This is a genomic window from Niallia sp. NCCP-28 (genome assembly GCF_023168165.1).
Classification (GTDB): domain Bacteria; phylum Bacillota; class Bacilli; order Bacillales; family Cytobacillaceae; genus Niallia.
The window spans coordinates 1-16,074 of the sequence record NZ_BQYJ01000001.1 but is presented as its reverse complement, the minus strand read 5'-3'; the positions used below and the strand labels follow the sequence as shown (position 1 = coordinate 16,074).

16 protein-coding genes are annotated in these 16,074 nt (G+C 34.6%); 11 read left to right on the top strand and 5 right to left on the bottom strand.

Features of this window, described 5'->3' with window-relative positions:
• Positions 1 to 117: 117 nt before the first annotated feature.
• The 4 genes from NCCP28_RS00080 (at position 118) to NCCP28_RS00065 (ending at position 3,697) form a co-directional block, all read left to right on the top strand.
• Positions 118 to 1,569, top strand: a complete 1,452-nt coding sequence (locus NCCP28_RS00080; protein ID WP_375709352.1) for an amino acid ABC transporter substrate-binding protein/permease — start codon at positions 118 to 120, stop codon at positions 1,567 to 1,569.
• The gene (locus NCCP28_RS00075; RefSeq protein ID WP_248559393.1) at positions 1,556 to 2,287 is read left to right on the top strand and encodes an amino acid ABC transporter ATP-binding protein; all 732 of its coding nucleotides are present in this window, start codon (positions 1,556 to 1,558) and stop codon (positions 2,285 to 2,287) included. Before NCCP28_RS00080 ends, NCCP28_RS00075 begins: the two co-directional genes overlap by 14 nt.
• 311 nt (positions 2,288 to 2,598) lie before the next feature.
• Positions 2,599 to 2,796 carry a hypothetical protein gene (locus NCCP28_RS23750; RefSeq protein WP_248559392.1) on the top strand — a complete coding sequence of 66 codons (198 nt, stop codon included), beginning with the start codon at positions 2,599 to 2,601 and terminating at the stop codon, positions 2,794 to 2,796.
• A gap of 265 nt (positions 2,797 to 3,061) precedes the next feature.
• Positions 3,062 to 3,697, top strand: a complete 636-nt coding sequence (locus NCCP28_RS00065; protein WP_248559391.1) for an esterase/lipase family protein — start codon at positions 3,062 to 3,064, stop codon at positions 3,695 to 3,697.
• A gap of 296 nt (positions 3,698 to 3,993) precedes the next feature.
• On the opposite strand, the gene NCCP28_RS00060 is transcribed toward NCCP28_RS00065, so the two are convergent.
• The gene (locus NCCP28_RS00060; RefSeq protein WP_248559390.1) at positions 3,994 to 4,353 is read right to left on the bottom strand and encodes a DUF4395 family protein; all 360 of its coding nucleotides are present in this window, start codon (positions 4,351 to 4,353) and stop codon (positions 3,994 to 3,996) included.
• Positions 4,354 to 4,378: 25 nt separating this feature from the next.
• Positions 4,379 to 5,338: an aldolase catalytic domain-containing protein gene (locus tag NCCP28_RS00055; protein WP_248559389.1), complete on the bottom strand. Its 960-nt coding sequence runs from the start codon at positions 5,336 to 5,338 to the stop codon at positions 4,379 to 4,381.
• 875 nt (positions 5,339 to 6,213) lie between these two features.
• Between NCCP28_RS00055 and NCCP28_RS00050 the strand changes: the two genes are divergently transcribed.
• The 5 genes from NCCP28_RS00050 (at position 6,214) to melA (ending at position 11,953) form a co-directional block, all read left to right on the top strand.
• On the top strand, positions 6,214 to 7,488 hold the full coding sequence (locus tag NCCP28_RS00050) for an ABC transporter substrate-binding protein (protein WP_248559388.1): 1,275 nt from the start codon (positions 6,214 to 6,216) through the stop codon (positions 7,486 to 7,488).
• 70 nt (positions 7,489 to 7,558) lie between these two features.
• Positions 7,559 to 8,506, top strand: a complete 948-nt coding sequence (locus NCCP28_RS00045; protein ID WP_248559387.1) for a carbohydrate ABC transporter permease — start codon at positions 7,559 to 7,561, stop codon at positions 8,504 to 8,506.
• Between the two features lies 1 nt (position 8,507).
• Positions 8,508 to 9,338, top strand: a complete 831-nt coding sequence (locus NCCP28_RS00040) for a carbohydrate ABC transporter permease (RefSeq protein WP_248559386.1) — start codon at positions 8,508 to 8,510, stop codon at positions 9,336 to 9,338.
• Positions 9,339 to 9,372: 34 nt separating this feature from the next.
• Positions 9,373 to 10,266: an AraC family transcriptional regulator gene (locus NCCP28_RS00035; RefSeq protein WP_248559385.1), complete on the top strand. Its 894-nt coding sequence runs from the start codon at positions 9,373 to 9,375 to the stop codon at positions 10,264 to 10,266.
• A 181-nt stretch (positions 10,267 to 10,447) separates the two neighbouring features.
• Positions 10,448 to 11,953, top strand: a complete 1,506-nt coding sequence (melA, locus tag NCCP28_RS00030) for an alpha-glucosidase/alpha-galactosidase (protein ID WP_248559384.1) — start codon at positions 10,448 to 10,450, stop codon at positions 11,951 to 11,953.
• Positions 11,954 to 12,044: 91 nt separating this feature from the next.
• Here melA and NCCP28_RS00025 read toward each other — a convergent pair whose 3' ends face one another.
• Together NCCP28_RS00025 and NCCP28_RS00020 are read right to left on the bottom strand one after the other, a co-directional pair.
• Positions 12,045 to 12,956: a sigma factor regulator N-terminal domain-containing protein gene (locus NCCP28_RS00025; protein WP_248559383.1), complete on the bottom strand. Its 912-nt coding sequence runs from the start codon at positions 12,954 to 12,956 to the stop codon at positions 12,045 to 12,047.
• Positions 12,956 to 13,447 carry an RNA polymerase sigma factor gene (locus NCCP28_RS00020; RefSeq protein WP_248559382.1) on the bottom strand — a complete coding sequence of 164 codons (492 nt, stop codon included), beginning with the start codon at positions 13,445 to 13,447 and terminating at the stop codon, positions 12,956 to 12,958. Before NCCP28_RS00020 ends, NCCP28_RS00025 begins: the two co-directional genes overlap by 1 nt.
• A 600-nt stretch (positions 13,448 to 14,047) precedes the next feature.
• Here NCCP28_RS00020 and NCCP28_RS00015 point away from each other — a divergent pair.
• On the top strand, positions 14,048 to 15,211 hold the full coding sequence (locus NCCP28_RS00015) for a pyridoxal phosphate-dependent aminotransferase (protein WP_375709363.1): 1,164 nt from the start codon (positions 14,048 to 14,050) through the stop codon (positions 15,209 to 15,211).
• A gap of 30 nt (positions 15,212 to 15,241) precedes the next feature.
• On the opposite strand, the gene NCCP28_RS00010 is transcribed toward NCCP28_RS00015, so the two are convergent.
• Positions 15,242 to 15,754 carry a GrpB family protein gene (locus NCCP28_RS00010; protein WP_248559380.1) on the bottom strand — a complete coding sequence of 171 codons (513 nt, stop codon included), beginning with the start codon at positions 15,752 to 15,754 and terminating at the stop codon, positions 15,242 to 15,244.
• Positions 15,755 to 15,861: 107 nt separating this feature from the next.
• Here NCCP28_RS00010 and NCCP28_RS00005 point away from each other — a divergent pair.
• Positions 15,862 to 16,074: hypothetical protein (locus tag NCCP28_RS00005; RefSeq protein WP_248559379.1), on the top strand; the 213-nt coding region annotated here is incomplete at its 3' end.

The window sequence follows — 16,074 nt, the reverse complement described above, 5'->3', positions numbered from 1 at the left end:
TTTATGTTAGATTATCTTACATAATTTAGGTTTTGAAATCTTTTTGTTAAGAATATAGGATAAAAAACATATATTCTTAACAAAAATTTATAATATTTGTTTTAAAGGAGCTAGATGATGAAAAAAACGTATAATTTTACCAGGTTATTTATGTTGATGGTGGTGTTATTAACTGCTGCTAATCTGTTTTTGCCTTCTAACCATGCGAACGCGGCAGAAAAAACATATACCATCGCAACTGATATAACATTTGCGCCATTTGAGTTTCAAGATACAAATGGTGATTTTGTTGGAATAGATATGGATTTGGTTAACGCTATTGCAGAAGATCAAGGCTTTAAATATGAAATGAAACCATTAGGATTTAATGCAGCAGTGCAGGCATTAGAATCAAAGCAAGTGGATGCTGTTATTGCAGGTATGAGCATTACAGATGAAAGAAAATTAAAATTTGACTTCTCTGAGCCTTATTTTGATTCCGGGATTATTATGGCGGTGGGCAAAGACAATGACACTGTTTCCTCATATAAAGATTTAAAGGGAAAAAGAGTAGCTGTTAAAACAGGTACAGAAGGAGCAACATTCGCTGAAAGCATTCAAGATAAATATGGATTTAAAATCGTTACATTTGATGACTCTGCCAATATGTATGAAGATGTAAAGACAGGAAACTCTGTTGCAGTATTTGATGATTATCCTGTATTGGCATATGGAATTAAACAAGGAAACGGATTAAAAATCGTTACAGATAAAGAAGCAGGTAATTCTTATGGATTTGCTGTTTCTAAAGGGCAAAATGCAGAACTTTTAAAAATGTTTAATGATGGACTGACGAACTTAAAAGCTTCTGGGGAATATCAAAAAATTATGGATAAATATTTAGAAACCGGTTCTGAGCAAACAAAAGATTCGAGTTACTTTGGTTTATTAAAAGAAAGTTTGCCAAGTTTGCTAAGCGGTTTAAAGATGACGTTGATTTTAACAGTAGTTTCTCTATTAATTGCAACAGTAGTAGGAGTTATCTTTGGTTTAATGCGTATTGCTAAAAACAGAGCATTGCGAATTATAGCGGGCATTTATATTGATATTTTTAGAGGAACACCGTTGATTGTACAAGCATTCTTCATTTATTTTGGCATTCCAGCAGCACTTGATTTCCGTATTTCCGCAATTGCAGCAGGGCTTATTACATTAAGTTTAAATGCAGGTGCCTATATGGCTGAAATTGTCCGTGGAGGAATTGAGTCTGTTGATAAAGGGCAAATGGAGGCAGCTCGCAGTTTGGGGCTTCCATATGGAAAAGCAATGTCTAAAGTTGTTCTGCCACAAGCCATTCAATTAATGATTCCGGCATTCATCAACCAATTTGTTATCACATTAAAGGATACATCCATCCTTTCCATCATCGGCATCAATGAATTGACCCAAAGCGGAAAAATCATTATCGCAAGAAACTTAGAATCATTCCAAATGTGGATTATTGTCGGTGCTATGTACTTTGTTGTGATTATGATTTTAACAAAAGTGTCAAATGTTTTAGAAAGAAGGATTAAAAATGGAAAAGCTTAAAGTAACGAATTTAAAAAAATCTTACGGTGATTTAGAAGTTTTAAAGTCAATTGACCTGCAAGTGAAAGAAGGGGAAGTTGTTTGTTTAATTGGTCCTTCTGGTTCGGGTAAAAGTACACTTCTTCGCTGTTTGAATATGTTGGAAGAAGTGACTGGTGGCGAAGTTATTGTCAATGATGTTAAATTGACAGATAAAAGCACCAATATTAATAAAGTGAGAGAAAATATTGGAATGGTATTCCAGCATTTTAATCTTTTTCCTAATTTAAATATTTTAGATAATATTACTCTTGCGCCTGTTGAATTGAAAAAGGCAACAAAAGCACAAGCGCAAGAGACGGCTTTAAAGCTTTTAGACCGTGTTGGTTTAAAAGATAAGGCAAAAGCAAATCCAGCAAAATTATCTGGTGGACAAAAACAAAGGGTTGCCATCGCGCGTGCCCTTGCAATGAATCCGGATATTATGTTGTTTGATGAACCGACAAGCGCTCTTGACCCAGAAATGGTTGGCGAAGTTTTAGCTGTTATTAAACAATTGGCTCAAGAAGGCATGACAATGGTTATTGTGACACATGAAATGGGCTTCGCCAAAGAAGTGGCAGACCGTGTTATTTTTATGGATAATGGTTATATTGTCGAACAGGGCAATCCACAAGAAATATTTGGAAACCCGCAAAATGAACGGACAAAAGATTTCTTGAATAAAGTGTTGTCATAAGCAAAATGATATTTTTAATCGGAATCGCCTTAACTTGCAAACATTCATTTGCGAGTAAGGCGATTTTTTCTGTTGTTTAATTAAATAGACAAGCTGTTAGCAGCCATAATGGTATGTGTAAGAATAGAACAATTTAGCGATAATATCCTGATTGTGATTTCCAGCCCCTTGTCCAAAAATCGTTATTCCGCCTTTGTATTTTGCATCCTTGTTTTATTACGCCAGAAAGTGGCTGGGAGAAAACAAAGGGTGATGAAAAGTTACATTGGAATGTAGATAAATGCTTTTATGAAGGGGGATATGAACAAGGGTTGGGGGAGAAAGAAAAAATATTATTCTTCCATAGAACATTAACAAGTTATATAAATGCTTTAACTAAAACAGGTTTTATTTTAGAAAATATAGTAGAGCCAAAACCATCAAAAGAAATGTTGGAAAAATATCCTGCTTTTGAAGAAGATTTTAGATGTCCTGATTTTATTGTTTTTAAACTAAAAAAAGAAAGGTAATAATTTATAGATAAAGAGACATTTTATTCAACGACAGCTTGCTATAATGACCTTGATATATTTCTAAGTAGCTTTTGTTTGAAATAAACAACTCTCTATTATCAATTGTCAAAGTAATAGCCAGAAATTATTTTAAATTAGAGAGAAATTTTACTTTATGTGGTCTATCCAACCATAGTTAGCAAAAGTTGCCGGTTGTTTCTCCTCCTAAAATGTATAACAATTAATATAGCAAGATAGCAGTCAAACACCTAGGAGGAAAATAATGAAAATCAAAAATATAATTTCACTAGTTGCATGCATGGCTATTACTTTTTCTGTTGTTGGTATTCAGCCTTCTGTTTCAAAAGCACAGTCAAACGCCCATGATCCCGTTATTTATATTCATGGAGCAGGAGGAAACAGTACGAATTTTTATGCCATTAAAAACTATTTGAAAAAACAAGGCTGGTCCGACAATGAACTCTATGCGATTGAAATGATAGATAAAACTGGAAATAGTTTAAATAATGCAAGACAGCTTGCTTCTTATGTAGATGAAGTGTTAAAGAAAACAGGAAAAAGCAAGGTTGATATGATTGGACACAGCGCAGGAGGCATAAATGCCTTGACATATATTCTCAATGACGGCGGAAGCAAAGTAAATGATGTGATAACATTAGGTTCTCCAAATAAGTTTGTAACATCCAAAGCTCCTGTGGGGACAGATCCTAATCATAAAATCCTTTATACTTCCATTTACAGCAAAGGCGACTATTTGGTGCCTAATCGACTTTCAACCCTACAAGGAGCAAAAAATGTTCAAATCAGCGGTGTTGGTCATATGGGATTGGTAGTAAACAGTAAAGTCAACAAGCTTATTAAAGAAGGATTAAATGGTGGAGGACAAAACACAAATTAACAAAAGACTTTTATTGTGAACTTAGTTTTTTCAACAATATTAAATATAAACCGTCCATGCTTTATTAGAATAAGTCATTTCTAGAACTATAGAAGCATGCAGCACTTTATGCACTAGATATGTGTGAAAAAGCTTATGCCTTGCATACACTGCAATCAATTGATGAACTATAAAAGCCATTTATCATTGTTTGGTAAGCAAACAATGATAAATGGCTTTTTAGGATTAAATTTATCACGCATTAACGGGCAGTAAAACCCCCACTGATTGAAGTTTCACTTTATAAGATAAAAGGATCATTTTTCCACGTTTTTATGTTTCCACATTATATAACGATACGGGATAAAGCAGCCGATGCAAAATCCCGCCAACGCAATGCCAGCGACCAACAGAACCATCACACTAAAAACACATCCTAGCATGTTCCATCGGAGTTGGAAGAAAACTATAGACAATCCAAGACATGCTGTTGCTATCCATTGATTAAAGAGCTGTTGATTTTTGTCTTCCATTACATATCGGGACAACGGCTTTTTGAGAAATCTTTTCCAAATTAATATAATAGGATTCTTTTTTGTTATTAACGTATAAACTCCTATAATGCTTGGAAGGAAAAGTATTGATTTATAAGCTAGCAGTGCGAAAAGAACACTCACATAGAAAAGACTTTTAGCATCTAATCTACTTAAACGCCGGGGCCACAGTGGCTTCGGGTGTTGTTACTTTGTCATAAAAAGCTACAAACTTGTCACGGTCGGCGCTATCGCGGTAAGCCATGGCCACACGTGGATGTTCATTAAGTACACCAGAGATCATATAAGGAATAATATAGCCCCATTCCCATTTTTGGCGCATTTCTAGCATATGCTTTTCAATAATGCCAAGAACTGGTTTAATTTCATAGCTTGTTTTTTGGATATAGCTAACGAGAAGCTCCGTGTTGCAGTTGCCGGCCGCTCGCCCCATGCCATAAACAGATGAATCAAGGAAGGTGACTCCATTTTGAAATGCAGTTAATGTATTGGCGAATGCTAGCTGCATATTGTTATGCGTATGGATTCCAAGCTGTTTGTTAGGAATCAACGATTGGAACTTATTCACTTGGTGTTTAATGCCCGCAGGATCTAAGCTTCCGAAAGAGTCTACAATATATACAACATCTACTGGACTTTCTTTCACCATTTTAAATGCTTCGATAAGCTGATGTTCAGGTACACTAGATAAAGCCATAATGTTGAGTGAAGTCTCATATCCCAAATCATGAAACATTTGTACAAGCTCCAAACCTTTGTCCACTTCACGGATATAGCACGCTATTCGAATCATATCTAAAGCACTTTGCTCACGTGGCAAGATGTCATTTGGATCTACACGTCCGATATCTACTAAAGCAGATAATTTTGTGAATTTTTTCTCAGGAATAATTTCTTTCAGGAAGTTATCGTCAAGAAATCTCCATGGATTGGGTTCAGTCGCGTTCAAAAGCCTAGCAGAGTTTTTGTAGCCAATTTCCATGTATTCTACGCCAGCTGCACTTAAGCCATTATACAAGTCTTGCACAAATTCCACGCTGAAATCCCAATTGTTGACTAACCCTCCATCACGAATGGTACAGTCTATAATTTTGCTATTATTTTCCATATTAGTAACTTCCCCCTGTTTCTTCTGCGTATTAGCAATTTTTTTCACTTTTATGCTTTATATCATGACTGATCCAAAGGTGTCAAACTTATTTTTCAAAAAAGTGATAAATTCCTCCCAAAGTTTAAATTGTTTTACCATATGGAGTATACCATTATATTTCATAAGATTTTGCTGTTTTATTATAAAAAGCTGATAAATATCCTTTTTATCAGTAGCCAATATAAAAAAAGAAGCGGACATTGCATAAGAGTCTAAATTTAATCGCTGAGGATAAGGAAGAGACCAATAATTTATTAAACTAGCTAATATGAAAGTTTAAAATAAAACGGTTAGATAAGGCAAAAGAAAGGGATCTAATATAATAAACATTCAAACTGCTCTTTAAATAAAAGATTTGCAGTCAATGATCGTTAAATAAAAAAGCCATAGCTTTTTTATTGGTGCAGATGGAAACATAATACTCAAAAGTTAGGATTTTAAACATGAATTAAAGGAAGAGGTTAGGATTCTATATTGTACTGTAAATTTAGTGTATATATAATAAAGTTAGCAAGATTACATGAACATTTTTGGCTATATATCGTGGAAATAAGAGTATGGAGGAGGGAATATGTATATAAGATTTATAGATAAGTTTAGTTTGAACAGTGTAAAGTCAAAAGCTAGATTTTAGTATGTGAGAATATCAAAAGGTTTGAGATTATAATACTATAAAATGTAAGCGCTTTTTTAAAGGTAGACATAATATTTCACTTTAATGCCTTCTATTAGCTAGAACTTTAATTATAGTTTTTATATTTAAGTTAGCAAAATTCCCTATATTTTTTACAGAAAAGTTAGGGATTAAATATATACTAGGGGGAAATTCGAAAATGAAAAAAAGTCTATTTAAATGGCTGCGCTTAAGTTTGGTTTTATCAATTATCGCATCACTTCTTGTTGCATGCAGTTCAGGTTCTTCTGGTACTTCAAAAGATGGAAAGGTGACATTAAAGGTTTTGGACTGGAATGGAACCAACACGAAAGAGTCAGAAAAATTAATCAAAGAAACGGTTGAAAAAGAGCTCCCCAATGTAAAGCTTGAATTTGAATACATAAACTGGGATACGGATTTTAGCTCTGTTATGCAAACAAGAATCGCGGGAAATCAATTGCCGGACATTATTATGATCAAGGGCGGAGATCATCCGAAATATGCGGAGCATTTAATGGATCTTTCTTCAGAGGATTTTATGAATGAATTTCCGGCAGATATTAGAAAAGCACTGCAAATTGATGGAAAGGATTATGCAGTTCCATATACATCCAATTTTCAAGGGGTATTCTACAATAAAAAAATTTTTACAGAAAATCACATTGAAATACCAAAAACATGGGAGGAGCTAATGGAAGTTGCAGAAACATTAAAAAGCAAGGGGATTACTCCATTTACAAATCATTTTAAAGATTATCAAATTGGCAATAATTTTAATCAGTTTGCAACGTTAGAAGTATTTTCAAAATATCCAACCTGGGGAAATGATTTGCAAAAAGGGAAAGTGTCCTTTGCTGCGTCTTCTGAATTCAAAACAGTGTTCGAACATTTCAAAGATGTATCTAAATACTCTAATAAAGATCCATTTGGTTTAGACTTTACTGGAGCTGCCGAAATGTTTGCAAAAGAGGAAACGGCTATGTGGATTATAGGCACGTGGTCAACTGCTCAGGTGCTGAAAAATAATCCAGATCTTGAAATCGGCTTTTTTCCAACCCCTGCAACAGATGCAAATAATACTAAAATCATTATGCAGCCAGATCATACGTTTTCTGGAAGTGCAAAAACAAAGTATCCGAAAGAAGTGAAACAAGTATTAGAAATTTTTGCTGCAAATAAAGAAATGGCTAAAAAGTACATTGATATTGTGCAAACAGAAAGTTTAATACCTGATGTAGTTTCAGATGTAAAAGCGCCATATGTAGATGATATCAATCATTACAAGAGCATTGGGGCCCTTGATGCAAACGTAGGGAATGTACAGATTCCATGGCCATATCAAGAACAAAGCGGAAGTTATATCGCCGAATGGCTTTTAGGCAAAAAAACGCTGGATAAGGCTTTAAAAGCAGCAGACGATTATAAATCAAAGGTGAAATTTTCAACTAAATAAAAGCACTTAAAATAGGGGAGAGGGAATAATTCCTCTCTCTAAATTTAAATGGTAATGGGGTGTTTTTTAGATGAATGTAGAAGGGAAAAATATTCAGCCGATAGATGCTCGGGCTTCAGCTAATCCAACGTCGATTATTGATAAAAAGAAAAAGGTTAACTCAAATAGTATTCAATATTTTTTACTATTGCTGTTCCCGTTGATATTTTTTATTGTAGGCATGATTATTCCGCTTATGATGGGAATATATAATTCCTTTACAGATTGGGATGGAATCAGCTTAGAAAAAAATTGGATTGGCTTTTCTAATTATATGGAAATTTTCAAAGATGAAATGTTCATAAATTCATTTAAATTTACTGGTTTATTTATGATTTTTAATACGCTCATTCAAAATGTCGCAGCATTTGTATTTGCTGTTTTTCTCGACAGCAGCATAAGAGCAAAAAATTTCTATCGGACTATTATTTTTGCTCCTGTACTATTAAGTCCTATTTTAGTTGGCCAAATTTGGACAAAAATGTACGGCACCATTTTGCCAAGCATTAATGACATGTTTGGCCTCAGCATTAATTTAAATTTATTCTCAAGCCCAGATACAGTCTTAACAGGCCTTATCATTGCAAACAACTGGCAATGGATTGGCTATTGGATGCTTATCTATTTAGCAGGACTTCAAGCTGTTCCAAAAGATATTTATGAAGCGTGCACAGTGGACGGTGGCAATTGGCTGCAAAAATTTATGCATATTACGGTTCCAATGCTTGGTCCATCCATTACGATATGTACGATTGGAATTGCAACAGGAAGCCTTAAAGTATATGAGCTAATTGTAGCTTCAACAGGCGGCGGCCCAGGAGATTCATCTAAATCTACTATTATGTATATTTATGATAGTGCTTTTATGTCACAGCGATCAAGTTATGCTTCAGCAATGAGTGTCGTTTTTCTTATTGTGCTGCTTATATTTGCGTTCATTCAGCTGAAGATTTTACGCAAAAGAGAGGTGGAGTTGTAGCATGAATAAAAGGTACAGCAAAGGAACGCTTCTTATCCAAGTGATTGTTACTGTCATTGCCTTATTTTATTTGATTCCTTTTTTAATTGTATTCCTTTATGCGTTTAAGTCGCCACAAGAACTAATTGGCTCTTCTCCCTTTTCGTTGCCTAAAAAGCTTGAATGGGATAACTTTTTGCAAGCGTTTGAGGCATTGAACTTTTTGAAAAGTTTTACAAACACCTCTATTATCACAGCGAGTGCTGTATTGCTTATCATTTTGCTGAGTGGGATGGCAGCTTATTCTATCGTAAGAGGGGGAAACAAGTTTTTTAATGGAACATATATGTTTTTTATTGCAGGAATTTTAATCCCTTATCAGGTGATTTTTGTGCCGATGTTTGTTCTTGGAAGCAAATTGGGATTTATCAACAACCTGTTTGGCATTGTTTTTCTATATGTCGGCACTAGCCTTCCATTTGCCATTTTTGTAATGGCTGGTTTTATGAAGACAATTCCGAAAGAAATCGAAGAAGCTGCTTCTATCGACGGCTGTTCCATTATGCGCACATTTTGGGTTATTATCTTGCCGATGCTAAAGCCTGTTGCTGCGGCATTAACCATTATTTTATCGCTCCAAATTTGGAATGATTATCTTCTGCCACAGCTCTTTTTATCAGACAACAGCATGAAAACCCTCACTGTTATGCAATCAACTTTATTTAGTGCATTTGAAACCAATTTTAATGTAGGTTTTGCAGGAATTATTATCTCTTCCCTTCCGATTTTAATTTTATTTCTTTTTATGCAAAAACATTTTGTAAAAGGCATTACGATGGGCTCTGGAAAATAGCAGGATTATCTTAAGGCGAACAATGGAGGTTGCAATGAACCAGATCAGTTTATACCAACGTGAATTATTAACAGGCCATTATCATCCTAAGGTGTTTGCTTATTATTTTAAACGATGGGAAAGCTATCATATGTCATTTCATTCGCATAAAGAGATTGAAATTATGTATGTAATGGATGGGAAATGCATGGTTGAAACAATGGAAGAAGCTGTTTCTATGAAAAAAGGTGATTTTATTTTATTAGATGCAAATGTTCCTCACCGGCTGATGGTCGATAAAAATACACCTTGCAGAATGTTAAATGTGGAATTCTCCTTTTTGAAAAAAGAAGGGAACTTCCCATCCATAAAGGAGCTGGCTTCCGAAAACAAGAACTTGACTGAATTTCTTTTGCACAGCCGTTCCTATGTTGTATTAAAAGATTCGAATGAAATCTACTATACTTTAAAAAATGTAGTTCTCGAATTGGATAAAAAGGAATCGGAAAAAGATATAATGATTCAGCTTCAATTAGCACAGCTCCTTATACAAATTGCAAGACTTGCTGCTTGGGAAAAAGAGAAAAAAAGTGAACACCAGCAAGCGGATTTATATGTAAAAAAGACGATTGAGTATCTTCATCATAATTATGATTGCGATATTCAAGTAAAAGATATTAGTCAGGCTGTAAATCTGCATCCAGGATACCTTCATCGAATTTTTAAAAAACAAACAGGATCGACGATTGTGGAATATTTGACCTCACTAAGAATGGAAAAAGCAAAAATGCTGCTGGCTGATACAGATATCCCAGTCATTGAAATATCTTATTATATTGGAATCAATAGTCGTCCATATTTCAGCCTGCTTTTTAAAAAATATACAAATATGACACCAAATGAATATCGGAAATCCGTCGAACGAAATATTGTGAAATTCGGCCGTTGATTATTGGATAGAAATGTTTTTAAAGATAATGTATTTGATGCAACTGAGAATAGTAAAGTAGTTACGATTTTAGACAATATATCAGCTTGAAAGGTAATAAAAAAGAACACGTTTACATTATCTTGGTGATAGTCTTATAGGTATAAGAATCAAGTATTAAAATAGTAAAGGGGAGTTCTAAATGACATTTAAAATTGCATTTATCGGCGCAGGCAGCATTGGATTTACTCGAGGTCTTCTGCGGGATTTGCTTTCTGTACCAGAATTTCAACATATAGAAGTGGCCTTTACAGATATTAGTGCACAAAATTTAGAGATGGTTACAAAGCTTTGCCAAAGGGATATAGATGAAAATGGCCTAGATATAAAAATTTATGCCACACAAAATCGCAGGGAAGCATTAAGGAATGCTAGATACATATTTTCCGTTGTGCGCATTGGAGGTCTTGAGGCATTTCAACATGACATTGATATTCCCCTTAAATATGGAATCGATCAATGTGTAGGAGATACACTTTGTGCAGGCGGCATTATGTATGGACAACGAGGGATACCTGAAATGCTTAATATCTGCAAAGATATCCGTGAGGTCGCAGAACCAGATGCACTCCTTTTAAACTATGCAAATCCAATGGCAATGCTGACGTGGGCCTGCAACAAATATGGGGGAGTAAAAACGATTGGCCTTTGCCATGGCGTACAAGGAGGGCACCGGCAAATTGCAGAGGCCTTCGGACTGAAAAAGGAAGAAGTCGATATCATTTGTGCAGGAATCAACCATCAGACTTGGTATATTAGCATCAAATACAATGGAGAAGATTTAACAGAGAAATTATTGGCGGCATTTGAAAATCACCATGAGTTCTCTGTAACGGAAAAAGTCAGAATTGATATGTTAAAAAGGTTTGGCTATTACAGCACAGAATCAAATGGCCATTTAAGCGAATATGTCCCATGGTACCGTAAACGCCCTGAAGAAATCAATGAATGGATTGATCTTGGCACTTGGATAAATGGAGAAACAGGAGGGTACTTACGTGTCTGCACTGAAGGAAGGAATTGGTTTAAAACAGACTTTCCAAATTGGCTAAAAGAACAGGCGATAGAATATAAACAAGAAAATCGAGGGGAAGAGCATGGTTCCTACATTATTGAAGCCCTTGAAACAGGCCGCATCTACAGAGGCCATTTTAATGTAGTAAATAATGGAGTAATTGCAAACCTTCCAGATGACGCGATTATTGAAGCGCCAGGATATGTGGATCGCAATGGCATCAGCACACCCTATATAGGAAATTTGCCCCTTGGCCCTGCTGCTGTATGCAATGTCAGCATTTCCGTTCAAAGGCTTGCTGTGGAAGCGGCTGTTACAGGAGATGATTTTTTGCTTCGTCAAGCAATGATGATGGATCCCCTTGTTGGAGCAGTATGCAATCCAAAAGAAATTTGGCAGCTTGTTGATGAAATGTTAGTGGCACAAGCACAATGGCTTCCCCAATACACGCAAGCTATTGAGAAAGCAAAAGAGAGACTTTCTTCTGATAACTTAATTCCTACAAAAGAGTATAAAGGCGCAGCACGTTTAGAAGTAAAATCAATAGAAGAGATGGCGCAAAATAAAGAAGCAGCCCGTAAAAATGCCGGCGAATCAGATAAAGCGATCGAACGGCCATCAGCTGCACATTAAAGGCAGGAGAGCAGACTAGTAAATAGGTCAGAGTGCAGAAAAATAGATAATTTTTTAACACTCTGACCTCCTCAACTCTCATGGAGGATTTTTATTTTTCAGGTTTAATATAAGGGACGATTTGTGCTGTGGAGCCTACTGAAGCACCACGAATAAAATCTTGGTTTTCTAAAGATTTAAAGTTTTTTGTTTGGCCAGTGAGCATTACTCCTAAAATTTTCACTTCATTAAACGGTTTCTTTTTATTTATATTTAAAAACGCATGGATTGTTTTATTATCAGTCTCAGCATCATATTTTTTAAGTGCATCAATAAAGCTGCTGTATGCTTCCTTCGGTGAATCAGATGGATCGAATCCATAAAACGGCATGCCAGAAGGTCCATTGCTTTCATCTATAATTGGAGATGTCATATATAACCATACGATGTTTAAATTATTGGGAATTTTCGTTTGTATTTCTTGGAATGTATAAGGTTGATTGAAAGAAACAGCAACTTCTGCAACTTGATTCTCCATTTGTGAAATTTCCCCTAGTTCATTTTGTATACCATTATAGAATTTTTTAATAGACGGATGATAAAATGATGCAATTTTATTTTTTGTTTGTTTATCATACTCATAGAACTCTGTGTCAGACCAATAAAATCCTGGGGTTAACTCATTATAATCTATATTGATGCGAAGCCAATCATACGAACTTGTGAGTGTGCTCCATTGAATTAAATAGCCATTGATATTTTTAGAACGATTCGTAATAATATTGCCGCCAAACATAGATGAATTACTTGTTACTTGAGAGTCGATTTGAATATTAGGCTCAGCAATTGCATTGTGTAAGAAAAGCTGTTCATGAAGTCTTGTAGAACTTTTGGCTGCAAAGTAGTTGCCTGTTTTATAAAGGATGGGCAGTAGAATCACTACAACAATAATTGAAGTAATGATGATTTTTAGTAATTGTTTTCTTCTGGCCTTTTTTAAAGCATCATTTAGCAAAGTGTCCATTAATGTTTTCCTCCTGTTTTTGCATGAATCATTTTACGTGCGCGATATAATTTTTGTTTTACGCTGTCTACTTGAATGTCCAAAATAGCAGCAATGTTTTCATAGGAAAAATCATAATAATATTTTAAAAAGAAAATTTCTTTGTATTCTTTTTTGATGTCTTTTAATAAATAGAGAATTTCATCTTTATTTAAAATCGTATCCAATTCGCAATCTATGTATTGTAATTTTGAATGAACTTTCTCGGTTAAGTATATATTCTGCTGCTCCTTTTTTCTTTTTAAATCAATATATTGATTAAGTGAGACTCTAAAAAACCAAGGGCGTATATTGCTCTCGGTTAGGTTATCCAGCAGCGTGTAAACTTTATAAAAGGTGTTTTGAATGATATCTTCTGCATCTTCTTTTTTTGCTCCTTTCGCCAGCAATAGATGGAATACTTCCTCTCCTAAATTGATAAGATAGGAGGTTAGTACATTTTCTTTTTTCATTTTTTGTCCTCCCTATACTTATACAACGAATGAACGCTAATAAATGTAGACACTTAAATTAATTTAATGATATGACAAGACGATTTGGCTACTACAACAAGCAATTAAGCGGCATATGTCCCGTAGTGCTGTAACATTTCTAAAGAAATCAATGAATGATTTTGTTGAAAAATCAGAAGAATAATCGTTGGGAGAAAACAGCAGATTTAGCAGGGTGGCTTTGTTTTTGGCATCACCTGCATCTGATTTTATTAATGGGCATATTCTATATATTGATAGGAGAGAGTAGGATTATATTAGAAAATAGCCATAAAATCAAAAAACTCCCAATTATAGAAATCTTTTTATGGATATAAAAGATGAAGGGATATCAAACAAATCATAATAAAGTACAAGTAAGTTCTATAAGAAGATGAAAATAAACCAAGCCCTAGGCAATAGGGTTTTTTCTATGAAAATAGTAATTACAAATTGCCATATAGTTCATGTATAATAAGAGGCGTGTCTACCATTATTTCATTAGTAATATGGAGTGCTAGGATAAACAATTATCTACATAATAATGAATAAAAAAGTAAGGGGAGTTTAAAAATGGAAGAATTGACAAGTAGATTTAACAAACAAGTAAACAAAATTGAAGTTTCTTTAATCCGCCGATTTGATGAACAAGTGTCTTCTATTAAAGATATGATTAAATTGACATTAGGGGAACCAGACTTTAACACGCCGGAACATGTAAAAGCAGCAGGAATTGAAGCGATTGAACAAAATTACACGCATTATACTGGCATGACTGGTTTAATAGAAGCTAGAGAAGCGATGAGTAAATTTTTTGATAAAAAATATGGCATTGCCTATAAACCAGAAACAGAAATACTTGTAACAGTTGGCGCAACTCAAGCAATTTCTGCAGCTTTATTGGCTATTTTGGAAGAGGGAGATAAAGTGTTATTGCCCTCTCCAATCTATCCGGGATACGAACCAATTATTACACTTGCAAAAGCTGATCCTGTTTATTTGGATACATCCAAAAATAATTTTGTGCTGACACCAGAAATGATTGATCAAGCGATGAGTGAATATGGCGATCAAATAAAAGCGATCATATTAAACTATCCAAGTAATCCTACAGGTGTTACATATACAGAAGAGGAAGTAAAGGCAATTGCAGATACAGTGAAAAAATATCCTATCTTTGTCATAAGTGATGAAATCTATAGTGAATTAACGTATGATGGAGCGCATATCTCCATTTCTAAATATATACCAGAACGCACGATTATCATTAATGGCTTATCAAAATCACATGCAATGACAGGATGGCGTTTAGGATTTATATTGGCAGATGAAAAGCTGACAAAAGAAATCATGAAAGTTCATCAATATTTAGTGACAGCTGCATCAACTATCTCCCAAAAAGCTGCTATTCGCGCATTAGTTGAGGGAATAGATGATGCAAATGAAATGAAAATAGAATATAAAAAAAGAAGAGATTTTGTTTATGAAGAAATGACAAAGCTAGGATTTGAAATTGCTAGGCCGAATGGCGCGTTTTATATTTTTGGAAAGATCCCACAAGGGTATATTCAAAATTCAATGGATTTTTGTGTGGATTTGGCTAAAAATAACAAACTCGCTATTATTCCAGGAATTGCATTTGGCCAAGCAGGCGAAGGGTATGTACGCATTAGCTACGCTGCAAGCATGGAAACACTTCAAGAAGCAATGAAGCGATTAACAGCTTATATGAACAATAAAAAATAGTTAATAGAAGAAAAACTGGCTAAATCTTTATTACAGGTTTAGCCAGTTTTTTGCTTTTTCATCGATTTTTTGTAGATAATCATTTTTCCCTTCTATGTATTGTTGTATATCTAATAGGTGTTTTTGTGCCAATGTTTGCTTTAATTGACTATACTGCTGCGCTTCTTTTGGGTGTGCCAGCATATAATCCCGAAAGGCCAAATGTCTGGCTATTTCTTTGTCTCCTTTTTCAAACACATGAACATGATGTGTGCGTTTATCTCCTCCCTTTATAAAAAAACGTCTTCCTGTTATGCCAAATTCTCCTCTTGCTTCATAGCCTATTCGTTCCATCTCAGAGATTAGGTTATCGATTTTTTCTATTTTATTCACTTCAACTAGTAAATCAATAATAGGTTTTGCATAAATGGTTGGTATGGCGGTGCTTCCAATGTGGTGAATAGCTATACATTCATCCCCAAAAACGATCCATAATTTTTCTGCTTCCATTTCGAACATGTTTGTCCATTCCTTGTTATAGGGAACAACTTTGACTTTTCTCATTTCCTTCTCCTTTTTTTAAAAGTATCGAGTTTTATCACTGAAATCCACTTAAGGAATTATAAGAGGAAGCAAGAAGGCTAGGCGGGCAGAAACTTGCCCATAAAAGTTTGATTGAAGTTTCACTTTATTATCTAATGGCAGGCCAGATTGGAAAAGTATGCGATTGCAGCAGGGCTATTTTAGAAAGGAAAGAAGAAATTAACAATAATGTATCTATTTTTTATAAAAAAACTTTTGAAAAATCGTTGACAAAACTTCGAGAATTTTATATTATATATCTTGTCGCTGATAATGAAAACGTTAAGAGTGACAAAAAAATA